Source organism: Helicobacter sp. NHP19-003, assembly GCF_019703305.1.
Lineage (GTDB): Bacteria > Campylobacterota > Campylobacteria > Campylobacterales > Helicobacteraceae > Helicobacter > Helicobacter gastrocanis.
Genome location: NZ_AP024814.1, coordinates 788,347 through 811,598, shown reverse-complemented (window position 1 = coordinate 811,598; position 23,252 = coordinate 788,347). Strand labels below are relative to the sequence as shown.

Annotated in this window: 22 protein-coding genes and 1 pseudogene; 11 read left to right on the top strand and 12 right to left on the bottom strand. The window is 47.5% G+C overall.

Annotation, left to right across the window (positions count from 1 at the left end; translation table 11 throughout):
- Window positions 1-151: 151 nt before the first annotated feature.
- The gene (locus K6J72_RS04290) at window positions 152-805 is read left to right on the top strand and encodes a hypothetical protein (RefSeq protein WP_221278926.1); all 654 of its coding nucleotides are present in this window, start codon (window positions 152-154) and stop codon (window positions 803-805) included.
- Here the strand turns inward: K6J72_RS04290 and K6J72_RS04285 are convergent.
- A complete protein-coding gene (locus K6J72_RS04285; protein ID WP_221278925.1) occupies window positions 802-2,043 on the bottom strand; it encodes an Eco57I restriction-modification methylase domain-containing protein in 1,242 nt (413 codons plus the stop codon). The genes K6J72_RS04290 and K6J72_RS04285 overlap by 4 nt on opposite strands.
- An 88-nt stretch (window positions 2,044-2,131) precedes the next feature.
- Between K6J72_RS04285 and moaA the strand changes: the two genes are divergently transcribed.
- The 5 genes from moaA (at window position 2,132) to K6J72_RS04260 (ending at window position 9,320) form a co-directional block, all read left to right on the top strand.
- On the top strand, window positions 2,132-3,100 hold the full coding sequence (gene moaA, locus K6J72_RS04280) for a GTP 3',8-cyclase MoaA (RefSeq protein ID WP_221278924.1): 969 nt from the start codon (window positions 2,132-2,134) through the stop codon (window positions 3,098-3,100).
- A gap of 22 nt (window positions 3,101-3,122) precedes the next feature.
- Window positions 3,123-4,205, top strand: coding sequence for an aminofutalosine synthase MqnE (gene mqnE / locus K6J72_RS04275; protein WP_221278923.1), 1,083 nt, complete (start codon window positions 3,123-3,125; stop codon window positions 4,203-4,205).
- 198 nt (window positions 4,206-4,403) lie between these two features.
- The gene (gene bamA / locus K6J72_RS04270) at window positions 4,404-6,821 is read left to right on the top strand and encodes an outer membrane protein assembly factor BamA (protein WP_260320490.1); all 2,418 of its coding nucleotides are present in this window, start codon (window positions 4,404-4,406) and stop codon (window positions 6,819-6,821) included.
- Between the two features lie 8 nt (window positions 6,822-6,829).
- Window positions 6,830-7,879 carry a dehypoxanthine futalosine cyclase gene (locus tag K6J72_RS04265; protein WP_221278921.1) on the top strand — a complete coding sequence of 350 codons (1,050 nt, stop codon included), beginning with the start codon at window positions 6,830-6,832 and terminating at the stop codon, window positions 7,877-7,879.
- Between the two features lie 220 nt (window positions 7,880-8,099).
- On the top strand, window positions 8,100-9,320 hold the full coding sequence (locus tag K6J72_RS04260) for a M16 family metallopeptidase (RefSeq protein ID WP_221281114.1): 1,221 nt from the start codon (window positions 8,100-8,102) through the stop codon (window positions 9,318-9,320).
- Here K6J72_RS04260 and hypD read toward each other — a convergent pair.
- The 3 genes from hypD to hypB are packed head-to-tail and all read right to left on the bottom strand — an operon-like array spanning window position 9,313 to window position 11,373.
- Window positions 9,313-10,413: a hydrogenase formation protein HypD gene (hypD, locus tag K6J72_RS04255; protein ID WP_221278920.1), complete on the bottom strand. Its 1,101-nt coding sequence runs from the start codon at window positions 10,411-10,413 to the stop codon at window positions 9,313-9,315. The two genes, K6J72_RS04260 and hypD, sit on opposite strands and share 8 nt — an antisense overlap.
- Window positions 10,406-10,639: a HypC/HybG/HupF family hydrogenase formation chaperone gene (locus K6J72_RS04250; protein WP_221278919.1), complete on the bottom strand. Its 234-nt coding sequence runs from the start codon at window positions 10,637-10,639 to the stop codon at window positions 10,406-10,408. The genes hypD and K6J72_RS04250 overlap by 8 nt, the downstream gene beginning before the upstream one ends.
- Entirely contained in the window at window positions 10,639-11,373 is a 735-nt protein-coding gene (gene hypB / locus K6J72_RS04245) for a hydrogenase nickel incorporation protein HypB (RefSeq protein ID WP_221278918.1), read from the bottom strand. The genes K6J72_RS04250 and hypB overlap by 1 nt, the downstream gene beginning before the upstream one ends.
- 86 nt (window positions 11,374-11,459) lie before the next feature.
- Here hypB and K6J72_RS04240 point away from each other — a divergent pair, with 86 nt between their 5' ends.
- On the top strand, window positions 11,460-12,131 hold the full coding sequence (locus K6J72_RS04240; protein ID WP_221278917.1) for a non-canonical purine NTP pyrophosphatase: 672 nt from the start codon (window positions 11,460-11,462) through the stop codon (window positions 12,129-12,131).
- Here K6J72_RS04240 and K6J72_RS04235 read toward each other — a convergent pair.
- From K6J72_RS04235 to K6J72_RS04200, 8 genes and pseudogenes are all read right to left on the bottom strand, one after another.
- Window positions 12,096-12,854 (bottom strand): phosphoethanolamine transferase, encoded by a 759-nt coding sequence (locus K6J72_RS04235; RefSeq protein WP_260320489.1) that lies wholly within the window; start codon window positions 12,852-12,854, stop codon window positions 12,096-12,098. The two genes, K6J72_RS04240 and K6J72_RS04235, sit on opposite strands and share 36 nt — an antisense overlap.
- Window positions 12,855-12,901: 47 nt before the next feature.
- Window positions 12,902-13,909, bottom strand: a complete 1,008-nt coding sequence (pyrC, locus tag K6J72_RS04230; protein ID WP_221278916.1) for a dihydroorotase — start codon at window positions 13,907-13,909, stop codon at window positions 12,902-12,904.
- A 9-nt stretch (window positions 13,910-13,918) separates the two neighbouring features.
- Window positions 13,919-14,870, bottom strand: a pseudogene (locus K6J72_RS04225) (energy transducer TonB).
- A complete protein-coding gene (locus K6J72_RS04220) occupies window positions 14,863-15,669 on the bottom strand; it encodes a hypothetical protein (protein WP_221278915.1) in 807 nt (268 codons plus the stop codon). Before K6J72_RS04220 ends, K6J72_RS04225 begins: the two are co-directional and overlap by 8 nt.
- A gap of 2 nt (window positions 15,670-15,671) precedes the next feature.
- Complete coding sequence (gene fliN / locus K6J72_RS04215) at window positions 15,672-16,109, bottom strand: flagellar motor switch protein FliN (protein WP_260320488.1); 438 nt, start codon at window positions 16,107-16,109, stop codon at window positions 15,672-15,674.
- Window positions 16,110-16,178: 69 nt separating this feature from the next.
- A complete protein-coding gene (nth, locus tag K6J72_RS04210; RefSeq protein ID WP_221278914.1) occupies window positions 16,179-16,805 on the bottom strand; it encodes an endonuclease III in 627 nt (208 codons plus the stop codon).
- Window positions 16,802-17,029, bottom strand: coding sequence for a FeoA family protein (locus tag K6J72_RS04205; RefSeq protein WP_221278913.1), 228 nt, complete (start codon window positions 17,027-17,029; stop codon window positions 16,802-16,804). The genes nth and K6J72_RS04205 overlap by 4 nt, the downstream gene beginning before the upstream one ends.
- On the bottom strand, window positions 16,983-19,961 hold the full coding sequence (locus K6J72_RS04200) for a DUF3971 domain-containing protein (protein ID WP_221278912.1): 2,979 nt from the start codon (window positions 19,959-19,961) through the stop codon (window positions 16,983-16,985). Before K6J72_RS04200 ends, K6J72_RS04205 begins: the two co-directional genes overlap by 47 nt.
- Here K6J72_RS04200 and mltG point away from each other — a divergent pair.
- From mltG to K6J72_RS04180, 4 genes are all read left to right on the top strand, one after another.
- Window positions 19,948-20,880 (top strand): endolytic transglycosylase MltG, encoded by a 933-nt coding sequence (gene mltG / locus K6J72_RS04195; protein ID WP_221278911.1) that lies wholly within the window; start codon window positions 19,948-19,950, stop codon window positions 20,878-20,880. The genes K6J72_RS04200 and mltG overlap by 14 nt on opposite strands.
- 75 nt (window positions 20,881-20,955) lie before the next feature.
- Window positions 20,956-21,297: a 4Fe-4S binding protein gene (locus K6J72_RS04190; RefSeq protein WP_221278910.1), complete on the top strand. Its 342-nt coding sequence runs from the start codon at window positions 20,956-20,958 to the stop codon at window positions 21,295-21,297.
- Entirely contained in the window at window positions 21,294-22,418 is a 1,125-nt protein-coding gene (locus K6J72_RS04185; protein WP_221278909.1) for a 2-oxoglutarate synthase subunit alpha, read from the top strand. Before K6J72_RS04190 ends, K6J72_RS04185 begins: the two co-directional genes overlap by 4 nt.
- Window positions 22,418-23,245 carry a 2-oxoglutarate ferredoxin oxidoreductase subunit beta gene (locus tag K6J72_RS04180; protein ID WP_221278908.1) on the top strand — a complete coding sequence of 276 codons (828 nt, stop codon included), beginning with the start codon at window positions 22,418-22,420 and terminating at the stop codon, window positions 23,243-23,245. Before K6J72_RS04185 ends, K6J72_RS04180 begins: the two co-directional genes overlap by 1 nt.
- Window positions 23,246-23,252: the final 7 nt, after the last annotated feature.

The following is a 23,252-nucleotide window of genomic DNA, read 5'->3' as shown; positions in this document are numbered from 1 at the left end:
CAATGTCCTTAAAGGGTTTTAAATGGCGGCATTTCAGCCCAAATTGTCAATGGATTTGCTATTTTACCCATTTAGCCTAAAAAGTCTAAGAAGTTTGGGGGGCATTAATGGCACAGGGCGATAAACCGACTTTAGAAGCGTTAAAGACTTTATGCACTTGTGTAAATGGGGTGTAGTTTCAAAGCGTGAGGCGGCGTATATCAAGGCTTTAGGTGTCTTGTATGCGTTAAAAAATCAAAACGATCAGCCCTTCACGATCCATGAAATCCAACAACAACCCACCTTACAAGAATTTTCTTTTACGGGTAAAAACGACTTTATCTATATCTGCCAACTCAAAGCCGAGCCTATGACAATCATAGGCAATCGGCGCACAAATGAGAAAATCAAGGCAATCAATTTTACGAGCGATGAAGCCCAAAGGATTTTTAACCAATCTAGCGGGGTCGCTTATTTAATCACTTGCCCCCTTGAAGACAAAGAGCATATCATTAAAATAGGGCAGACAAGAAAGACTTTTAAGGAAAGGTTGGGCTCTTATAATTGTGGCACCGTTTATAATTGGCGCACCGCAAGCACCACAAATATTAAAATCACACAATCGATGGTCGCCACCCGTTTGCCCTTTAAACTCTACCTTTGCGATTGTAGCGATGATCCCTACACAATTGTATGGCATGGGGTCGAGTCAGCCCCCTTTCCTTCGCCTAAATCCTTAGCCATTGAAGACATTATGGTTAAAAAATTCATAGAACAATTCAACCATAAACCCCTCGCCAATATCCAAGTGGATGCCAACAATTAGTATTTGATGTGTTGGCAAAGGGTGTGGATGGTTTCAAGCTCTGCTCGTGTGAAGTCCATTTGTTTGGCAAAGCTCAGGTGTTTTAAGACCTTGATGTTGTTGAAGTTGCCATACCTTGTGAGGTGGATTAAAAGTTTGATGTGGGGTTGTTTTAAAAACGCCATGTAATTTTGCGCTTCTGCTTGGCTCTCAAAGGCGATGTAGCCCACGGATTGCGTGGTGTTGGCGTGGTGCTTGATGTAGGGTAAAAAATAGGTGGATAGGGGGATGATGATGATCCACTTGTCGTAAATGTCTTGCTTGATGGTGGCGTAACGGGTTTTTTTGGGGGTGTGGATCGTTTCGTATTGGAAAATCGCATCGGGGGTGTCGCTCAATTTGTCCTTTTGGGTGAAGTTATGCAGATCGCACCTATAGGCAAAGGCGTTGTTTTCCTCTGTGCTTAGGCACTTTTGAACTAGGCTGATGATCTCATTTGAAAGGTACAGGGGCAAAAAGGGCAAGTCTGTAGGGATTTGCACTCTTTGGCTGTCTTTTTGTAAAAAGGCATTTTTCACCAAAGTTTCTTTGCCAAACACCCCCTTTTGCCACACAAACACCACAAAGGACGAGCCGATGCCCTTGAAATGCTTTTTCACATCGTTGTCGAGCACTAAAAAGCTCCCACAGCTAAGGAGTTTCTTGAGTGTCATGTTGTTATTGTTGTAGCTCATCCAATTAGTCGGCGTTACAAAACACAAGAAACCTTGATCTTTCAATAAATCGATCGCATGTTCTATAAACCGATTAGAGAGGCTACGGTTTTTATTGCCCCCACCTGAGTAAGGGGGGTTTGCCATGATGAGGTCGTAGGTGTGGGGGGTGTTGATGTCAAAAAAGTTTTGATTGGTGATGTGCTTGGGGTTTAAGATGTCTATACAATTCAAAAACCTTTGTTTGGAAAGTTCGTTGCAATGGATATTGTCTAGGCTGGTTTTACACTGAGCGTAGGCGGCAAAATTCCCATTGCCCACGCAAGGATCGAGGATTTTAAGCCCCTTTCTCTCCCAAAGCTCTTGGGGCAAGTAATCTAGCATGCGCTCCACACACGCCATGGGGGTACAAATGTCGTCCCTTGAGCTGGCATGGGATAAATCTCTGTTGATCACCTCGTAATGCGCTTTTAACTTTGCATAGCCACTTGCCACATTTTTAAGAAAAGAAAGCTCCACGCCCATATCTGCCTTTAAACCCACCATGTCTTGTGTCGTTAAATGTCTTTGTTTCAGCCCAAATTGTCAATAGATTTGCTATTTTACTCATCTAGCCTAAAAAGTGGAGAAGTTCATGCTTGTGGATACCTTTGCGCGCCAAATTGACTACTTGCGGGTGTCTGTAACCAAGCAGTGCAATTTTCGCTGTCAGTATTGCATGCCCACCACACCGATGGACTTTGTGGGGAGCGAAGAGGTTTTGCCCCTTGATAAAATGCTCGAGTTTATTAAGATTGCCATTGATGAGGGGGTGAGTAAAATCAGAATCACGGGTGGAGAGCCCTTGATTTGCAAGGATTTAGCCCCCTTTATCGCTAAAATCCACGCCTACGCCCCGCATGTGAAGTTGGCTTTAACCACGAATGGGTTTTTGCTAAAGGCACAGGCAGCGCAACTAAAAGAGGCGGGCCTAGAGCGGGTCAATGTATCGCTAGATTCGCTCAAACCTGAGAGGGTCGCCAAAATCTCGCAAAAGGACGGCTTGGGGGCGGTTTTAGAGGGGATTAATGCGGCGTTGAAAGTGGGTTTGGGGCTGAAGTTTAATATGGTCGTGCTTAAAGGCATCAATGAGGATGAAATTTTAGAGTTGTTGGAGTTTGCACGGGGTAAAAACGCCCAAATCCGCTTCATCGAGTTCATGGAGAACACGCACGCCAACAGCCAACTAAAAGGACTTAGCGAGGCGCAGATTTTAGAGGTGGTGCGCCAAAAATACCCCAATCTATGCCTCAAAAGCGAGGGGGTGAGCCCGTCTAAAATTTACGCCCTAGAGGATGGCTATGAGTTTGGGATCATCGCCCCGCACAACGACGACTTTTGCAAGCACTGCAATAAAATCCGCCTGAGCGCCGATGGCACAATTTTCCCCTGCCTGTATTATCAAGACAGCGTGAGTGCCAAGAGCGCGATTTTACAAGCTAACCCCACCTTAATGCGCCAAGCCCTGCACCAAAGCGTGCACAACAAGCCCGAAAAGAATTTATGGCAACCGGGCACGCAAAACCAAGTGTCCGAGCGGGCTTTTTACAAAACGGGGGGATAACCCAAAATAGAGGATTAAAACGATGGATTTATTAGAACAAGCCCTAAGTGGGCAGTGCCATGAGGCGAGTGCGTTAGCCAAGCTTTACGATTACGATTTATTTGTGTTAGCCAAAGAGGCGCATGCGATTCGCACGCAAATGCACCAAGATAAAGTCTTTTTCAACACCAACCGCCACATCAACCCAAGCAATATTTGCACGGATAGTTGTAAGTTTTGCGCCTTTTCAGCCAGCCGCAAGAACCCCAACCCCTACGAAATGACCCAAGCGCAGATTTTAGAGCAAATTTCTGACTCTTATGCACGGGGCATTAAAGAGGTGCATGTGGTGAGTGCGCACAACCCACATTACAGCTATGCGTGGTATTTTGAGCTGTTTAAGGCGATCAAGGCAGAATTTAAGGATTTGCACTTAAAGGCGATGACAGCGGCGGAGGTGCATTTTTTAAGCACGAAATTTAACAAGCCCTACCAAGAGGTATTAGAGGACATGCTAGATGCCGGGGTAGATAGCATGCCCGGGGGGGGAGCGGAGATTTTTGATGAAAAGGTGAGAAAGCACATTTGTGCGGGCAAGGTCAGCTCGACTCGGTGGCTTGAGATCCACCAATATTGGCACTCTTTGGGCAAGATGAGCAATGCGACCATGCTCTTTGGGCATGTGGAGAGCAGAGAAAACCGCCTAGATCACATGCTACGCTTAAAGCACGCCCAAAGCCCACAAGATAAAGTGGAGGCCAAAGCGGGGGGCTTTAACGCTTTTATCCCCTTGCTCTATCAAAAAGACAACAACTTTTTAAAGGTGGAAAAAAGCCCGAGCGCGGTGGAGATTTTAAAGACCATTGCCATTGCCCGTATAGTCCTTCCAAACATCCCCCACATCAAAGCTTACTGGGCGACTTTGGGGCTAAACTTAGCCCTAGTAGCGCAAGAGTTTGGAGCGGACGATTTGGACGGCACGATCGAGGTGGAGATGATCCAATCTGCCGGGGGGGCCAAGAGCAAAAAAGGGGTGGGCAAAGAGGATTTGATTTACCAAATCAAGGACGCGCGTTTTCAAGCCATTGAAAGGGATAGTTTGTATAACCAAATCCAAGCTTGGTGAAAAATGTGGATTTTTATTAATTTTTTGTTTACTAAATATTATTTTTGGGTATAATGTGCGGGTTGTAAAGGCCAAGTGCAAGGATTCCACATTAAAAAGTTTTTCACAGTTTGCCTAGTTTGGCTCGGTCAATTTTTTTTACCCTTAGATGCCGCTGAGGAGAGGATCACTCGCATCGAGTATAAAAACCTGTCTTATATGTCGGATATGCTCGCTAACGAGATTGTTAAGATTAGAGTCAACGATGTTTTGGACATCAAAGCGGTGGACGATGCCATCTTGGCTCTCTACAATCAGGGTTACTTTGAAGATGTTTATGCCACTTTTAAAAAGGGCAAATTAGTCTTCCACTTCAAAGAAAAGCCCCGCATTGCTGGCATTGAGATTAAAGGCTATGGGACCGAAAAAGAGAAGGAAAATCTTTATAACCAGATGGGGATTAAAAAGGGCGACACCTACGATGAAACCAAGCTAGACAACGCCAAGTACATTTTAAAAACCGCCCTAGAGCAACAGGGTTACTACGGAAGCGTGGTGGAAGCCCGCACAGAGAACCTAGCCGGCGAGGGGGCATATCGGATCATCTTTGATGTGAACCGTGGGAACAATATCTACATCACAAAGTCCGTCTATGAGGGGCGTAAACAACTCAAACCGCGCCTAGTCGAATCCTTGAGTGCGAATAAACAGCGCGACTTCATGGGGTGGATGTGGGGCTTGAACTCGGGTAAATTACACTTGAACGAATTGGAGTACGACTCCATGCGCATCCAAGATGTCTACTTGCGCAATGGGTTTTTGGATGTCAATGTGTCCGCCCCTTTCTTGAATACGAACTTTGGCACACACAAAGCCAAGTTGTACTATAAAGTCAAAGAGGGGATTCAATACCGCATTTCAGGCATTGACATTAAAATCAATAAACAAGTTGTGCCCATGGCCAAACTTTTAAAATCCATCAAAATCCACAAAGGGGATGTGTTTAACATTGAACACATGCGTGCGGATGCCCAAATTTTAAAAAGAGAGATTGCCGACCAGGGTTATGCCTTTGCAGTGGTCAAGCCCGACCTAGACAAGGATGAAAAACACGGCAAAGTGAAGGTGATCTACCACATTGAAACGGGGGATATGGTCTACATCAACGACATCATCATCTCGGGCAACCAGCGCACCAGTGACCGGGTGATCCGCCGTGAGGTGTGGCTCAGCCCCAAAGAGCGCTACAGCCTCACTAAAGTCGCCAGCTCTGAAAGTGCGTTGCGCCGCTTGGGCTTCTTTTCTAAGGTAAAAATCGAAGAACGCCGGGTCAATAGCCAGCTGATGGACTTGTTGGTGAATGTCGAGGAGGGGCGCACGGGGCAGTTGCAATTTGGGCTAGGTTATGGCAGCTATGGGGGGCTCATGCTCAATGGCAGCGTGAGCGAGAAAAACCTCTTTGGCACAGGCCAGAGCATGAGCTTATACGCCAACATCTCCACAGGGGGAGGCAATCGAAACTATGGCATTCGTGGCAGTGGCCGGATGTTCTCGGGCAACCTCACCTTAAGAAACCCCCGTATTTTTGACAGCAAATACAGCTCGTCTATCAGCGTTTTTGCCGAATACATCATTAACTATAACTACATCCAACAAGGTGGAGGCTTTAGCATCAGCGCAGGGCGCATGCTCACCAACACCTTTAGCATGAACTTAGGCTACAACTACAGCATCAATAAAATCCTCGGTTTCTCTAGCCCCTTGTATGAAATGTTTTACAGCAGTCAAAACACCGTGATCACCTTTGATGGCGTGCCCTTTAAAGGGCCTGATGGCCAGGTCTTGCACGGCTTGTGGGACCGCAATTACAACACTCCCAGCACGAGCTCGTTCACGCTCAGCACGCGTTTTGACAACACAGACGACTATTACTTTCCCAGAAATGGCTTCACTTTCAGCAACTACACCACCATGTCTGGCTTGCCCTCAGACCACCCCCTCAATTCGTGGAACGGGCTGGGCGGGAATGTCCGCAACACCAAAATTTATGGCAAATTTGCCGCCTATAAGGATCTTAAAAAGTACTTGCTTGTAGACTTGATCGCCCGCTTTAAAACACAGGGGGGTTACATCTTCCGCTACAACACGGAGGATTATTTGCCCCTCAACTCTGTGTTCTATATGGGGGGTGTAACCACCATTAGAGGCTTTAGAAACAGCTCGATCACGCCCAAAACCAACTTAGGGATGTGGGTGGGGGGCGATGGGCTCTACACGGGCTCGGTGGAGCTTAGTTATGGGCTTTTAAAGGCGGCCAAAATGCGCTTGGCGTGGTTCTTCGACTGGGGCTTTTTGACATTTAAAACCCCCACCAAAGCCGGAGGTTTTTGGCAACAAACCTATGCGACCAATGTGGATTTTAAAGATTATGGCGTGCCCGGCGCGGGCTTTGAGCACGGCACTTGGCGGGCTTCTACGGGCTTACAAATTGAGTGGGTTTCACCCATGGGTCCTTTGGTGTTGATTTTCCCCATCGCTTTCTTTAACGAGTGGAGCGACAAAAAGGGTTTGTGGTTTAACCCCAATTTGCACGACTACACCCAACGCTTTGCCTTCTCAATGGGCACGCGTTTTTAGGAGAACACATGCGTTTAAGTAGGGTAGAATTACTAGATTACATGGCAAACAAGCCCTTAAAAGAGCTGGGGCAAATGGCACTGGCCAAAAAGCAAGAACTGCACCCAGAAAACACCACGACTTTCATCGTGGATCGTAACATCAATTACACGAACATTTGCTTTGTGGATTGTAAGTTTTGTGCCTTCAAGCGCACCCTCAAGGATAAAGATGCCTATGTCTTGGACTTTGAAACGATCGATCGCAAAATTGAGGAGTTGATCGCCATTGGGGGGACGCAAATTTTGTTTCAAGGTGGGGTGCACCCCCAGCTTAAAATTGACTATTATGAAAACCTCGTCAGCCACATTGCCCAAAAGTTCCCCACCATCACCATACACGGCTTTTCAGCGGTGGAAATCGACTACATCGCTAAGGTTTCTAGGCTGTCTTTACAAGAAGTGTTGGAGCGTTTAAAGGCGGCGGGCTTAAGTTCTATCCCGGGGGCGGGGGCAGAGATTTTAAGCGACCGGGTCAGGGCGAAGATCGCCCCTAAGAAACTCAGCGCCGATCGCTGGATTGAAGTGCATCAAGAGGCGCATAAGCTAGGGATTAAAAGCACGGCGACCATGATGTTTGGCACAACAGACACCGATGAGGACATCGCCGAACATTTAGAGCGGGTGCGCAATTTACAAGATGAAACGGGGGGCTTTCGGGCGTTCATTTTATGGAGTTTTCAACCCGATTTCACCCCCCTGCAGCAAGAAATGCCCCACATCAAGAAGGCAAGTTCTAACCGGTATTTGCGTTTGTTAGCCTGCAGTCGGTTATTTTTAGATAATGTTAGAAATATCCAAAGTTCTTGGGTAACACAGGGGGCGTTTATCGGGCAGTTAGCCCTGCTCTTTGGGGCTAATGATTTAGGGAGTGTGATGATGGAGGAAAATGTCGTCAAAGCGGCGGGTACGAGCTTTTGCTTAAACGAGCAAGAGATGGTGCACTTGATCGAGGACATCGGCAGCAAGGCGGCCAAGCGCAACACCGCTTATGAAATTTTAAAACGCTACCATGTCTAGCAAAGTCCGCAGTGTACGCTATGTTTTGCTCTTAGCCCTAGTGGCTTTGCTCCTCATGGTATTTGGAACTTATAAGGGAGAGAACATGCCAACAAAAATAAAAACACATGAAAAATCCGCACAAGTGATCAAACGGGATCAAGTCGGTGAGGGGATGCGTTATTTTGAAGTCAAGGGGGTGAAAATCCCCGTGATCTACGAGGACAACCGCATTTTGCCCATGGGGACCATCAAGCTCATGTTCATGGGCGGGGGTAATATCATGGACAAGGACAAATACGGCCTCTCAAAGCTCAGCGCCGGCATTTTAAACGAGGGGACCAAGGAGCTGGGCTCTGTCGCCTTTGCCGAGCAGCTGGAGCAATTAGCGATCACTTTGGACGCAGACATCCGTCTAGAATCCTTGCACCTTGATTTGAGCTTTTTGAAGGAATACGAGAGCAAGGCCATCGGTTACTTGCACGATCTTTTGCTCTCGCCCAACCTCACGCCAAACACTCTAGCCAAGGTCCAACAGCGCATGGTTGCGGCGGCCTTGAATAAAGAGAGCAATTTTGACTATGTGGCACAGCTGGGCTTGAATGAAATTTTATTTGCCGGCACACCGCTGGCGCATCCGGCCACCGGCACGCCCAAAAGCATTAAGTCGATCTCCCTAGAGGATGTCAAAAAACGCCTAGAGGATGCCCTGGACATTGAGCGGCTCATCATTGTGATGGGGGGGGATTTGGATGTGGACAAAACCCTAGAATCCTTAAAGCCCACTTTGGAGGCTCTACCCTCCAACAAGCCCTTTTTCACCCCTTACTTTGACACCGCCAAAGAGCCCGAAACGAAGATCATTTATAAAGACAGCCAACAAGCCTACATCTACTTTGGCTCACCCTTCCACATGAAGGACCTAGAAAAAGACCTGCCCTTAGCTAAAGTGATGGGCTTTGTGCTGGGCTCTAGTGGGTTTGGTTCGCGCCTTATGGACATCATTCGCGTGAAAGAGGGCTTGGCTTACAGTGCCTACATGCGTATCCAACTCTCGCGCATCATCAACTGTACCACGGGCTATTTGCAAACCAAGCTAGAAAATCAAGACAAAAGCATTGCTTTAGTCAAAAAGGTGATTAAAGAGTTCGTGGAAAAAGGGATCACACAAGAGGAATTGGATGGGGCGAAAAAGTTCTTGCTAGGCTCTGAGCCCCTGGCCAATGAAACCATCAGCAAACGGCTTACCAGCAAATTCCACAATTTCTATTTAGGGTTGCCCCTAGATTACGACATCACCATGCTCGAGCGCATTAGAAAAATGACCCTGAAAGAGATCAACGACTACATCCAGTCCCACACAGAGATCAACGACATAAGCTTTAGCATCGTGACCATGGACCCTAAAAATCCCAAGTACAACAAGCTTGTGGGTAAAGAGGATGAAAAAAAGGCTAATTGAGGTATTTATGATACGCTGCACAAGCCCCCTCAGAGCTCACCATACACGCCCCCACCGGGTGGCTAGGCGTGCAGGCCTTGTTAAACAAGGTGCAATCTAGGGGTTTTGCCCGCCCCTTTAAAATCTCCCCACACAGGCAGTTTTTAGGCTCTAAGCCGCCTGCCTTTGGCAAGAACTTGGCAAACACCACTTCAGCATCAAACTCTCTAAACTCGGAGCGCATTTGCATGGCAGAAAAGGGGATCATCCCCAGCCCCCGCCACTCAAAACTTTGGCGCACTTGCATGGTTTGGGCGATCAAGCTTTGTGCCTTTAAATTGCCCTCAAAACTCACCACACGGCGGTATTGAATCTCTAGTAGAGCTTGCTCTCTTGTGGCTTGGCGCACAATGCGTAAAATCCCATCGAGTACATCCACCGGCTCAAAGCCCGCCACCACAATGGGGATGTTAAAGTGCTCTAACAAGGGCTGGTAAATCTTAGCCCCCGTGATCACACTCACATGCGAGGGGGCGATCAGGGCATCGATTTGAGAGTTTTCAAGCACGGCTTGCACGCTGGGGGGGACGAGCACATGGTTATTGTGGACAAAAAGGTTTTTTAAACCTTTTTCTTGGGCTTGCAACAATAAACTAGCCGTCATGGGCGTGGTGGTTTCAAACCCGATCGCCACAAACACGACCTTTTTATCGGGGTTTTCTTTAGCGATCTCTAAAGCTTGCAGGGGGGCGTAGGCAAAACGCACATCAGCTCCCTTTGCCCTCAACGCTTGCAAACTGCCGCTACTGCCGGGCACACGCATTAAATCCGCGAGGGTGATTAAAATCGTGTCTGGCATTTTAGCGAGGGCAATGGCTTCATCTATGCGTAATTTGGGCATCACACACACGGGGCAGCCGGGGCCATGCACGAAGTCTAGGGGCGTGTCTTGCAAGAGATTTAGCAAGCCATAGCGCATGAGAGAATGCGTGTGTCCGCCACAGACCTCCATGATTTTAAAGGGGGCTTTTAAACCTACACTCTCTTTTTTAATCTGCCCCACGAGGGCTAAAATAATGTCCTTGTCCCTAAAAGAGCCGATTAAATCAGGCATCTTGCTCCATCTTAGCGACCATTTCAGCGTAAAGTTTGAGAGATTCTAAAGCTTCGCTGGTGTCGATCTTGCCCACCACAAAGCCCACATGCAAGAGCACAAAATCGCCCACTTCTAAAGGCTCGTCCATCAAGTCTAAACTCGCCTCCCTTTGCACGCCCATCGTTTCTAACACCGCTACATTGCCCTTGAGGGCAACGACCTTAGAGGGGATCGCGAGGCACATTAAAAGGCGTGGGTGGATTGGTAATTTTGGGCCCGCCTTGTGGCGATAAAGTCTTTAAAGGCTTCTAGGCTGGCGCGGTCTTTAGAGCTTAGGGTAAAAATGGGGGTGCCCGGTTTGAGCTTATCCATGTCCTCTTGCACTTGAGAAATCCGAAAGCCAAAGACATCCATTAAATCCGCCTTGCTCACCACCACCGCATCGGCACATAAGAACATGCTGGGGTATTTGAGCACTTTATCATCGCCTTCAGGTGTGGAGAGCAAGACAATATTCATCGCCGCACCCAAATTGTAGCTCGAGGGGCAAACCAAATTGCCGACATTCTCGATCACCAAGTAATCGCTGCTAGCGATCGCCCCCTTGTCTTTTAAAATGTCATAAGCCCCCTCTAGCATCGCCGCCTCCAAGTGGCACGCCTCCCCTGTGGTGATTTGCTGGGCGGCGACATTTTTCTTAATCAGGCGGTCAGCGTCCCTATTGGTCTGTAAATCCCCCTCAATCACACAGAATTTAAAATCCTCAAAGCTGGCTAAATTCTCTAAAAGCGTGGTTTTGCCACTCCCGGGTGAGCTCATGAAGTTCAACACATACAGCCCGTCCGCCGTGTAGCGTTCTTTCATCTCAAGGGCTTTTAAATCGTTCTTGCTTAAGATTTTCTCCACAACCTTGACATCTTTTTTACTCAAATTGGGGTTGTTGTTAAGGCTTTGTTCTCTTTGCGTGGTTTCTATCATGCATCACTCCTAAATTTAAAAACTCCCCATATTAACACAAAAGTTTTAATAATCTCTTTGCAAGCCAAATTGGCTACAATGCGGGGGTGTTACCTTTAATTTTTTTTAGCAACAACGCCCATAAAGCCGCCGAAGTGCAAGCCATTTTAGGGCAGGAAGTTTTAGCCTACACGCGCCTTTTAGGGCGTGTGGAAGTGATAGAGAATGGGGACAGCTTTGAGGAAAACGCCCATTTAAAAGCCCAAGCCCTCTATCCACTTTTAGCCGACAAAATGCAAGATTTTTGCGTGTTGGCAGAAGATAGCGGGCTATGTGTTGAGGCTCTAAATGGATATCCGGGCATTTATAGTGCCCGTTTTGCAAGTATCCAAGCAGACGCTAAGGCCATCATGGCGGGCAACTTCACACCCCCCACCCTCTCAGCCAGCGACACCGAGAACAACCACAAACTCTTGGCATGTTTGGATGCCTTAACTTTAAGCGAAAGCGTGGCGTGCTTTGTGTGTGTCGTGGCGTTGTGTGGGCGTGTTAGGGGGCGCACATTCCAGCAAAGCTTTAGGGGGGAGTGTTTGGGTAAAATCATCAAAGCCCCCTTAAAGCCCAACACCTTTGGCTACGACCCCTTGTTTATCCCACAAGGCTACAGCCAAACCATAGACACTCTAAAAGAGAAAAACCAAATCTCGCATCGCTTTTTAGCTTTGCAGCAAGCACAAGAATTTTTAAAAACCTTCAAGGGGCAAGAGAGAATGGATTAAATCATCGCTCATAAGGGGTTTATGCAGGGCTTGCTCTATGAGTTTCACTTTATCGGGGTGTCTTTGTTTAAAAGTGTCGGTAACGAAAACCATAAAAGGGATTTCTACGCCATAGGCAGAGCATTTATGCCCGTAGGTGTTGCCACTTTGGAAAATGTCTTGGGCGTGATCGGAGAGATAAAAAATAATGGTGTCCTTGCCCTGAAAGAGTTTAAAAATCTCACCTAGCACATGGTCGGTGTAATGAATAGAATTGACATAATCCGCCACGATTTGCTTATCTTTATCGTTTTTGACTTTGAGATTTTTATCGTCAATGTCTTTGGGGGTGAATTTGGCATAAGATTTGGGGAAACGGTTTTTGTAACCCCCATGACTTCCAAAGAGATGAAAAAGAAAGAAATTTTTAGCACTCATTTTCTCCCGGACATTTTGGCGAAAAAGAGAGAGTAACCAAAGGTCATGGTGGGCTAAAACGCTAGTCCAATTTTCATCAGTGCAAAACCTATAGTCAAAACCATAGACAAAGGCATTAAAGGCATTGTAGAAGGCATTTGTATATAGATTTTCTTGGTTGTCTAGCCAAAAGGTTTGATAACCCGCTGCCTTAAAGACACTGCCTAAACTCTTTTGTTGGTGCCAGGGGATGTTGGCGTTTTCTCTATCGCTGTAATTTAAGAGCAAACACAAGACTCTTGGCGGAGTGCTCCGGTTTGAAGCCACGATTTTTGGCTAAAGTTAATCCTCTAATCTTGGTTATAGGGAGGGTGTTAATGAGATTTAATGCGCCACTCTAGGGGCATGAAATGGGGGATGATGAGCTGTCCGTTTAAAATAGAGTTTGGCAAGTTAGGCGGTTTTCTCTCTAGGGTGATGCTCTTTTGAGGCAAATCTTTGAGTCCATAAATGCGCATGGCGTTGGTGCTGACAAAATTCTGTAAATGCTCTAGGGCATTGTGCTTGTCAAAGAGGGTGCATAATCCACTAAGAAGTAGGGGGGCACTAAACACCCCAGCCGCACAACTGCAAGCGTGCTTGCTGCCGACTAAGTGGGGCGCGCTGTCCGAGCCAAAGGACACCTTAGCGTGGGCTTTTAGGGCAAGCTCTAGTAGGGCTTGCTGGTCTTTAGGGGTTTTTAAAAGGGGCTTACAAAATAAATGTGGGGCGAGTGTGCCCCCGGCCAAAGCGTCTAAATTTAGGGCCAAATGGTGCAGAGTCAGGGTGGCATACAAATTAGGGTATTGCTCTAGTAAAGCAATGCTGCGCTTATCGCTCATGTGCTCTAAGATAATTTTAAGATTCTTGAAGGTCTTGGCCAAGGTGTGGATGGTGGGGTGAAACTCAAATTCGCGCTCAAGCACAAAGCCCGCACTTTCGGCATGCACACAGAGGATAAAGCCTAAATTTTCAGCAATTTCTAAAATCTCTAACATTCTAGGGCTTAAAATGTCGCGTACACCTTGAGCGGAGTTGGTCGTGGCGTTCTTGGGGTAGAGTTTGAGTAAAAAGAGCCCCTTGTCTTTGGCTTCTTGTAGGCTAGCCTTGTTTAGCTGGTCGTTTAAATACAGAGCCACTAAAGGTTTAAAGTGGGGGGCTAGGGCGGCAATTTGCTCTTGGTACTCTAGGGCTAGGGCGGGGGTGCTTAGGGGGGTGTTTAAATTGGGCATCACCACCGCTGCGCTAAAGGGGGTGGCGCTAAAGGGCAGGACGGCTTTTAGCAGGTCGCCCTCGCGTAGGTGGAGGTGCATGTCCAAAGGGTTGTTTAAAGTGATTTGCATGGCTTGGCCTTAGCGGTAGATGAAGTAGCGCACACGGATGCGGATTAAAGTTGTGGTGGTGGGACGGGGGTAGTCTTTGTAGGCGATGGTGATGGTTTTTAGGGTGTTGTTGTCTAGGAGTTTGTAACCGGAGGCTTCAATGATTTTTAAGCCCGTGATGTCGCCATTGGGGTGCAGGTAAAACTCCACAGCATCCACGCCGTCTTGGCCTAAATAGCCGGCAGCGCTGGGGTATTCTAGGTATTTTTGCGTGATGCGCCCGATTTCGCTTAAGTTGCTCTTAATGAAGTCCTTTTCGGCTGTGCCTAAGTCCCCAAACTCTTCACCATAGAGTTCATCGATGTCCTTGCGGGTTTGGCTGTCCATGCCCTTGTCGTTTTCATAACTCTTGTCGCTACGGGGTCTTGGTGGAGGCGTGCTGTTTTCCTCAGAGGGTAAGAAAGAAAGGTTATTAGGATTGAAGGTGTCGGTTTGCTCTTTTTTAGTTGGTTTTTTCTCTTCTCTCTCTTCTTGAAACAGGGCTTTGTGCTTGCTCTCGTGGCGCGCCACTTCAGTGCGCTTGCGTCTATGGGCGTGGCGCTCTTGGGGGTGGCGTGTGGTGCGCTTAGGCTTGGATTGGGGCTTGGGCTTGACCTGTGGTGTGGGCGGAGTGGGGGGCTTGGGGGTTCTGGGGGCGTGTCTGGGCGACAGGAGGTTGCGGCGTGGTTTTGGGAGCGGCTCTTGTGGGTCTTAGCGCACCCTGGGTGTGCTTGGTGGGGTCAAGCGATCGCCCCCGTTTTAGGACTAAGAGATTGCTCGGATTGATTTTGACTAATTTGGGTCTGTGGAAAAACTTATGGCTGTACTCCACAAGCCACCAAATGAATAAGTGCAACAAGCACGACAGGATCAAAGAAATGTAGAAGTTGCGGTCCGAGCGTCTGTCTTCTAGCTCTTTATCAAGTACCCGTGTCCTAGACATACGAGCTCTTGAGTTTTGATTGTCGTAGGTGTTTTTTAGTTTCTTCAACGAGGGCTTCTTTTTGGCGCATGGATGGGTCTTTTTTGGGGAAATCTAGAGTAATTTTGTCTAAAACGAGGCTTTGGTGGGAGTTTAGCAAAATCAAATACAGCTGGTTGCGCACTTCAATGGTGATGAGTTTATGCGTGGAGTCCAGGGGCTTGACATAGGTCACGCTGGGCTCTAGCCCCACTTTAGGGAACAAAAATTTTTGTGCACCCTTGCGTCTTAAAAGCCACAAGATTAAGAGCAAGCCCACAATCACCACGCCCACTTTCCATAGATACTCCCACTCAAAGTCGGGGAGTTTTTTGACAAGGGGGGCGGGCTGTGCTTGGGCTTGCGCCTGTAGCTGTGTTTGCGGCTGTGTGGCAAGGGGGGCGGGGGTTAAGTCGGCAAATAAAGGCACAAACTCTAGGCGCAAAAAGCGTTTGTCTTGTGAGAGCTTGGCATCGACTTTAAAGAGGGCGTTGCTCTTGGGTACGATGTAAAGGGTGTTGTCTTGGTTGTGGATGTCTAATTGGTTTAAAATGGCGGTGCTGAAACGCTCTAAGCGGGGGTCAAAGGGCAAAATGCCTTGCAAGGTGATGGTCTGCGTGGGCGAGATTTTGGGCACTTGGGCTAGGGCTTTGCTAAAGAGCAACTCCAAAAGTACGCCCTTGTGATCAGGCGTGGGCGTAACTTGTATGTGGGTGAGTTGGTTAAGCGAAGCCCCCCACAAAATGCCAAAAATAAAGAAAACGCATGCAATGGCTCTCAAGCTTACATATCCTTTGCGATGTAATAGACAATGGCATTAGAGTCCAGCACTTCGTTTAAGCGGATAGCTAGGTTTTTTTCATACACCATCACCTCGCCCTTGCCAATCACCCGCCCATTCACAAAGGTGTCCACGCTCTCGCCAGCGGGTTTTTGTAAATCGATCACAGAGCCACGCTCAAAGCGTAAAACCTCTCTTAGGGGGATTGAAGTCGAGCCCAACTCCGCCATAAAAGTAACCTCCATGTCTAGCAAACCCTTGTAGTCGTTGATGAGCTCTTCTAAGTAGGTGGTCAGCTCTAACTCCCTAGGGTTTAGGGTGGGTTGCTTTTTGAGCTTGGGGTTGACAGAGGGCAGGTTAGCTAGGGTGGGGTTGGATTGGATATTGACCCCGTTGTTTCCCTCTTTATTTGTGTTTGTGTTGTTAGTTTGGTTATCCATCAAAATCTCGCTTCCTCACGCTCAACTTAAAACCCACAAAAGAAAATATGACATTATACTAGATTTACATTAGCGCGGTTTGAAATTTGCCCGACTTACACAAAATTCTTGTAAAAAACAAAGGGAGCATTTGGGCTTTAATGCCGTGCAAATGCGCCGTCCAAACAAAATCAAAGCGTGGTGCAAGGGGCATAAATCGCTCACAAAAAGTGCACTCAGTTCGGCTTCTGTCTGTGCAGCACTCTTGGCTGTTGAGAGCCCTAAGCGGTGCGCCACCCTAAAGACATGCGTATCCACGGCTAAGAGATTTGCCCCAAAGGCGACAGAGAGTACCACATTTGCGCTCTTTTGTCCGATGCCCGCTAGGCTTTTTAGCTCGGCTTGGGTTTGTGGGATTTGCCCTTGAAAGTTCTCTACGACTTGCCTAGCCATTGTGATTAAATGCTTGGCTTTGGCATTAGGGTAGGAAATGCTTTTGATGCACTCTTGCACCTCTTGTAGGTTAGCTTTGGCTAGGATTGCAATGCTCGGGTATTTGGCAAAAAAGGCTGGGGTGGTGGCGTTCACCCGCTTGTCTGTGCATTGCGCCGACAAGAGCACCGCCACCAATAACTCATAGGGGTTTTGGTAGGTGAGCTCAGTGGTGGGGTTTTCAAAGTGGGCTAAAAGCCTTGCTTTAATGGTGCTGGCACTCATAGAGGGCGCACCAGAATGTGTTTGGCTTCGCCCGAGCGCAAGGCGATTTGGGCGCGTTCAATGGCGATGCTAAAAGTAGCTTTCTTTAAAGAGTGTTGCAACAACTCAAACTCCACGCCCACGCTAATGCCAAAGGACATTAAACGGTCTTTCAACTCTAAATCGGGTGTGGTGATGTCAAGGATTGTGTAACGATGGTTTTTTTGGCACTCGAATAGGCTCATCTTTCATTCCTTTTCTAATTTCATCAATGATGATTTCAATAGGTGTAAAAATCCGCTTAAAAATCCTAAAGGGGGCTTGGAAAATGTCTTTAGCTAAAGTTACATTGACCTTTGGGTTGTCTAAACTCCCACTTAAACTCACATGCGTGGAGATTTTGCCATCCCCGCCCAAAATCAGGTAATTGACAATGGGGATTTTATTGATCACATTGGCAAAGCCCTTAATGGTGGCGATGTTTAAGGACATGTCAATTTTGCGCTTGGCTAGCTCAATGATTCCATTGCCATCCACATCTAAGGTCGTGCCGGTGAGCTGGATATGCTCTAATCCTAAGTAGTCGGTGTTGATCCCAAAAAGCACTTTGCCCCTAGAAATCTCATATCCATTTGCCCCTAACCGTGGGTTTCTAAACACAATGAGCGATGGGATCGTGTTGATTAAATTGATCATATTCTGCAAGAGTTTAAAGTTTTTAATCGTGGTGTTTTGTAACTTCAACTCCCCACTAAAAACATTGTCCTTATAACCGCCTATCAAGGTGTAAAGCCCCCCTTGTATGAGGTTTTGCGTGGTGACAGATTGCAGCACCATGTTTAAATAATCCCCGCTAAAGTTGTTTGCCTTAAGGGTGAGTTGCCCATGTGCCATGTCAAAGGCAAGCGAGGCATGGTGGTAGCTCGCATCCGCTCTAAAGCGCCCATCGCGCATGGTGGCTAAAATATTGTCCAGCGCAAAGGGAAAGCCCTTAAAGGTGATGACGGCATTTTGGGCTTGTATGATGAGGCGGTTTGGGGGGATTTTATGTTGTTTTTCATAGAGCTGTTTTGCCCGAATAAAAATGTTTTCATCTTTAATTTGCTCTTTTGTGGGGTATCTGCCACCGGTGTTTAACAGCTCTTTAATGGCGGGCATTTTTGCCTTTAAAAACTCATCTACATTAAAATTAATGTCGTTGATGAACAAGATTTTCTCTCCGCCCCTAATGCGCCCCATGACCGCCTTATCTGGGGTGAAAAACTCCAAACCCCGATCTCCAAAAGTACCCAAGAGTGAAAACGAACTAAAACGCAGTCCATCGTTGCGGTACAAGGGCAATTCAATGTCTAAATTTGTCCCAAAGAACTTAAAGCTTTTTAAGTCCTTTGTGGTGATTTTGAGCGCACCCCTTTTAATGGCAAAGTAGTGCGCCAAAGGTGAAATGGGGACAAGTTTAGCGATGTTTTTTAAATTCAGGCTATAGCCCCGAGAAATCGCCCCCTCGATCTCTAATTCCCTGATTTTAAAAGTGGTGTGTTCATCTTTGGAAAAGTCTACATCAAAGTTTAAGCGTGGCAAATTATCCTGTGTGGCATAGATGATGTCTTGGCTAAAGACAGCGGCGTTTTGGGCTTGGATGATTTGACGCAGTTTGTTTTTAAAGGCTAAAGTGTCCACACCCTTAGCGATCAAATTAGGCAAGGTGCTTAGGCGCAAGGTGGGGGCAGTTTTGGGTAGAGCGGTGCGCTGTAAGCTAAAGGGGTTATTGTTGATGGCGGGGTTGGTGTTGACTTGGATTTTATAGATGGTGGCTTGGCTTGTTAGGGTCTTGTGGGTGAAGTCTAGAGTGATGCGGTTGTCCGTGTCTGCCATGTTTTGGTAACGGGTGTGTGTGGTGTTGATGTAGACAATCTTGCTTGTGGGGCGGATGTCTAAAAACACCTGTGCGCTTTGGGTGTATAAAGGTACGCCATAGAGCGCAAAGCCCCCCGCGGATATGTCTACACTGCCTTGCACGAACAAAAGGGGCGTGGCGTGGGGAACAAATTGCATGGTGAGTAAAATATCCGCCCCGATGGCCGGCTTGAACTGGCTTAGGGGTAGGGCGATGTTGTAGGCTTTTAAAATCTCTTTAATGGGGGTGAAGGCAAAACTTTGGGCGTTTTTAATGCTGGCGACTAGCCTTGAGGCAGGGCCAAAGTGGTCCATAACCACCTGAGAGCCCTCTAAGCGCATGTATTGGTAGTTGATGTGCTTAGGCATGATGGTGAGCTGCCCGTTCTTGTATTCTAAATCCACTTCCTTGGCCATAATGGGGGGGAGTTTAGGGTTGTAAATCACATGGGCATTTTGCACCACTGCTTGCACACTCAAGTCGTTTTGCAGAGTCTTTAAGATGCGCTTGTCCTTGAAGTTTAGGGCGAGTTTCGCATCCTTGATTTGAAAACCGCTAAAGGCGATGTTTCCAAACAGCCATTTTTGCAAGGCTTGGTGCTTGTCTGGTTTGAAGTAGGGTTTTAAAAAGTCTATGTGTTTGATGGTGTTGGAATTTAATTTGAGGGCGATGGACTTAAAGTCGGTCAAGCCTTGCACGGCAATTTTTAACTTAGAAGGCCTAGTGTTTGGGGCTGGTGTGGGGGAGATTTCTAGGTTAAAATTTAATTGTTGTGTGCTTTTATGGTAAGTGGCTTGCCCCACAATCTTTGCATAGTAAGGCTCAATGTTGAGGTGATCAATGTTTAAATGCAAGTCTTGGCGTTCTTGGAGGTAAAATTGCCCCTTGAGCAGATTAGGGAGCGTAAATTCGTAGCGGTGTCCGTCAAAGAAAACATGGGCTTTGATATTGGGTTTGATGTCGATCTCTTGGATAGTGATTTTTTCAAAGTAATCCATGCTCCACATGCCGTATTGGATGTAGCGCGCAATGGCGGCGATGGTGGGGGGCTTTTTATTTGGTTTGTGCTTAACCAACTCGATGATGTCTAATTGCCCCACTCTTAGCAAGAATTTGTTATTCAGTTTTAGATAGAATCGCTCTATTTTTAGTCCGCCAAAGTGCATGGAGGAGATATAGATTCCGTTTTTCAACACGATGAATAAAATGGCAAAAAGAACGCCCACAAGCCCGACAGAAAAAAGAGGGCGTAGTATCCTTTTAGAAATGGCTTTGATCATGGCGCTTTCATTGCTGTTTTACTTAAGTATACCCATAAAATCTTACGCGATTGTTTACATACCCAAAGGATCGCTTAAAACTGCCTTAAGCCACATGCACGCCCTAGAAAGCCCCACGCCTCCGACAAACACCCTAGATTTGTGGATTTTAAGGCTGATGTCGGCTTTGCATCTGTGGCACACGCCCAAAAGGGGGTATATTGCAATCCCCACTAGTCCCAAGAACACTATAACCAAAGGGGACTTTTTGCACGCCTTGAGCTTATCTAAGGCAGTTTATAAAAATGCAACCTTGATCCCCGGCGAAACTTTGTATTTTTTCTTGCAGCGCTTGGCTAAGGTGTTTTATTTGAAGGTGGAGGATTTGCAGCAAGCCTACGATAAGAAAGCCCTTTGGGCAGATGGAGCGATTGTCCCCGACACTTATCGCTTTACTTTAGGCATTTCGGCGCAAAATCTCATGGCCTACCTCTTAAAATACAGCCAAGAGCGCTACCAAAAATTAAGCGAGCAATTACTAGGCAGTTACGACCCCAAAAAGTGGCAACAAACTTTAATCATCGCATCCATCATCCAAAAAGAGGCGGCAAATGTAGCCGAGATGCCCATCATTGCCGGGGTGATTTACAACCGCTTGAAAAGGCACATGCCCTTGCAAATGGACGGGGCCTTAAATTATGGTAAATACTCCCACACTAAAGTAACCCACGAGCGAATCGCAACAGACAACAGCCCCTACAACACCTACAAACATGGGGGGCTGCCTAAAGAGCCTGTGGGCAGTGTAGGGTTAGAGGCGATCAAAGCCGCTTTATTCCCCGCCAAAACGCCCTTTTTATACTTTGTCAAAACCAAAGAGGGGAGGCATAAATTCAGCGCTAATTACAAAGAGCATGTCCGCTCCATCCCAAAGTTTTAGCCTTAGCTTAGTTTCGCTTTAGATATTTAATGCTAGTATCGTGGGCGGATTTTACTAAGGGTTTAAGGAGATTGAATGGCGAAAATGCAAGCCCCAGAGGGCGTGCCGGTTTGGGTCAATGAAGCCCGTTGTAAGGGTTGCGATTTGTGTGTGTCGGTGTGCCCGGCGGGGGTTTTGGGCATGGGTTTTAAGCCCACGCACATTTTGGGCAAGGTCGCCAAAGTGGCTTACCCTGAAAGCTGTATCGGGTGTTGCAAATGTGAGCTGGGTTGCCCCGATTTTGCCATTTATGTGGCAGAAAAGAAGGAGTTTAAATTTGCGAAGGTTTCTAAAGAAGCTGAGGAAAGGGGGGCTAGAGTGCGGGCGAACAGCTACATGCTCTTAGAAGAAAGTGTGCAAGAGGGGAGAGGCAAATGAGAGAGGTGATTTCAGATGGCAATGAGTTGGTCGCCAGGGCGGCGATCGAGGCAGGTTGCCGCTTTTTTGGGGGCTATCCCATCACGCCTAGCTCGGATATCATGCACGCCATGAGCGGGTTGCTGCCAGCCCATGGAGGGCATTTTATCCAAATGGAGGATGAGATCGGGGGCATTTGTGTGTCTCTGGGCGCGAGCATGAGTGGGGTGAAGGCGATGACGGCCAGCTCGGGTCCGGGAATCTCTTTAAAAGTGGAGCAAATGGGCTATGCGTTCATGACAGAAACCCCCCTTGTCATTGTCGATGTGATGCGCTCAGGGCCTTCTACGGGGATGCCTACAAGGGTTGCTCAGGGCGATGTCAATTTTTTAAAACACCCCACGCATGGGGATTTCAAGGCGGTGGCTCTGGCTCCGGGGAGCTTAGAGGAAACCTACACAGAGACAATTCGGGCATTTAATTTGGCAGAAAAACTAATGACCCCCGTTTTCTTGTTGCTGGATGAAACCGTGGGGCACATGTATGGCAAGGTGTCCCTACCCGATTTACAAGACATTAAAATTATCAATCGGCGGGTGTTTAGCGGCGATCCTAAAGACTATCAACCTTATGGCGTGCCTAGCGATGAGCCCGCCATTTTAAACCCCTTTTTTAAGGGCTACCGCTACCACATCACGGGTTTGCACCACGGACCTATTGGTTTTCCTAGCGAAGACCCTAAAATCGGCGGGGTTCTGATCGATCGCCTTTTTAACAAGATCGATTCACAAAGCGCAGAAGTGTGTTTAAATGAGGAGATTGGCATTGAGGGGGCAGATCTTTTAGTGGTGGCCTACGGCTCAAGCGCACTGGCGATTAAAGAGGTTTTAAGGGAGCTTAAAGCTGAAAACCACCCCAAGAAAGTGGGCTTTTTTAGGCCACTCACGCTGTGGCCCAGCCCCAAAAAACGCCTAGAGGAGCTAGGAAAACAATTTAAGGATATCTTGGTGGTTGAACTCAACAAAGGGCAGTATTTACAAGAAGTTGAGCACATTTTAGGGCGCAAGGTCTCGGCTTTATTGCAGGCAAATGGGCGGCCCTTTTCCCCCAAACAAATCATGGCTAAAATCAAGGAGTTTTAATGGCGTTTGATTACGACACATATTTACGCGTGGATAAAACCCCCACTCTATGGTGTTGGGGCTGTGGGGATGGCGTGATCTTAAAATCCATCATCCGTGCCATTGACGCTTTGGGCTGGGACATGGACGATGTGTGCTTTGTGAGCGGGATCGGGTGCAGTGGGCGCATGAGCTCTTATGTCAATTGCAACACCGTGCACACCACACATGGGCGGGCTTTAGCTTACGCCACAGGCATTAAAATGGCTAACCCAAGCAAGCATGTCATCGTGGTGTCCGGCGATGGCGACAGCTTTGCCATCGGAGGCAACCATACCATCCACGCTTGCAGGCGTAACATTGATTTAAATTTAGTTTTGGTGAATAACTTCATTTACGGCTTGACAAATTCGCAGACTTCCCCCACAACCCCTAATGGCATGTGGACGGTGACAGCCCAAACAGGCAACATCGACAATAGCTTTGACCCTTGTGAGATCGCAATGGCAGCGGGGGCGAGCTTTGTCGCCCGTGAGAGCGTGCTTGAACCCAAAAAACTAGAGCGCATCCTCGCCGATGGCTTTAGCCACAAGGGTTTTAGCTTCGTGGATGTGCATAGCAACTGCCACATTAATTTAGGGCGCAAAAATAAAATGGGCGAAGCGGCGCAAACTTTAAAATGGATCGAGTCGCGTCTTGTGAGTCGCCGTAAATACGAGGAAATGACCCCTGAAGAGCGCGTGGGCAAATTCCCCACAGGTGTGCTCAGGCAGGACACTTCTAAAGTGGAGTATTGCCAAGCTTACCAAGGCGTGATCGATGCTGCCCTAGCCAAGAAAAAAGCATAAGGAAAAT

Coding starts and splice junctions, on each gene's coding strand:
- K6J72_RS04200 (WP_221278912.1), bottom strand. CDS start 19,961: ATGATCAAAGCCATTTCTAAAAGGATACTACGCCCTCTTTTTTCTGTC.
- K6J72_RS04180 (WP_221278908.1), top strand. CDS start 22,418: ATGGCGTTTGATTACGACACATATTTACGCGTGGATAAAACCCCCACT.
- K6J72_RS04205 (WP_221278913.1), bottom strand. CDS start 17,029: ATGAGCCTATTCGAGTGCCAAAAAAACCATCGTTACACAATCCTTGAC.
- mltG (WP_221278911.1), top strand. CDS start 19,948: ATGGCTTTGATCATGGCGCTTTCATTGCTGTTTTACTTAAGTATACCC.
- K6J72_RS04265 (WP_221278921.1), top strand. CDS start 6,830: ATGCGTTTAAGTAGGGTAGAATTACTAGATTACATGGCAAACAAGCCC.
- K6J72_RS04185 (WP_221278909.1), top strand. CDS start 21,294: ATGAGAGAGGTGATTTCAGATGGCAATGAGTTGGTCGCCAGGGCGGCG.
- K6J72_RS04290 (WP_221278926.1), top strand. CDS start 152: ATGCACTTGTGTAAATGGGGTGTAGTTTCAAAGCGTGAGGCGGCGTAT.
- hypB (WP_221278918.1), bottom strand. CDS start 11,373: ATGATAGAAACCACGCAAAGAGAACAAAGCCTTAACAACAACCCCAAT.
- K6J72_RS04190 (WP_221278910.1), top strand. CDS start 20,956: ATGGCGAAAATGCAAGCCCCAGAGGGCGTGCCGGTTTGGGTCAATGAA.
- mqnE (WP_221278923.1), top strand. CDS start 3,123: ATGGATTTATTAGAACAAGCCCTAAGTGGGCAGTGCCATGAGGCGAGT.
- K6J72_RS04250 (WP_221278919.1), bottom strand. CDS start 10,639: ATGTGCCTCGCGATCCCCTCTAAGGTCGTTGCCCTCAAGGGCAATGTA.
- moaA (WP_221278924.1), top strand. CDS start 2,132: ATGCTTGTGGATACCTTTGCGCGCCAAATTGACTACTTGCGGGTGTCT.
- nth (WP_221278914.1), bottom strand. CDS start 16,805: ATGAGTGCCAGCACCATTAAAGCAAGGCTTTTAGCCCACTTTGAAAAC.
- K6J72_RS04260 (WP_221281114.1), top strand. CDS start 8,100: ATGGGGACCATCAAGCTCATGTTCATGGGCGGGGGTAATATCATGGAC.
- fliN (WP_260320488.1), bottom strand. CDS start 16,109: ATGGATAACCAAACTAACAACACAAACACAAATAAAGAGGGAAACAAC.
- hypD (WP_221278920.1), bottom strand. CDS start 10,413: ATGCCTGATTTAATCGGCTCTTTTAGGGACAAGGACATTATTTTAGCC.
- K6J72_RS04285 (WP_221278925.1), bottom strand. CDS start 2,043: ATGGTGGGTTTAAAGGCAGATATGGGCGTGGAGCTTTCTTTTCTTAAA.
- pyrC (WP_221278916.1), bottom strand. CDS start 13,909: ATGCAAATCACTTTAAACAACCCTTTGGACATGCACCTCCACCTACGC.
- bamA (WP_260320490.1), top strand. CDS start 4,404: ATGTCGGATATGCTCGCTAACGAGATTGTTAAGATTAGAGTCAACGAT.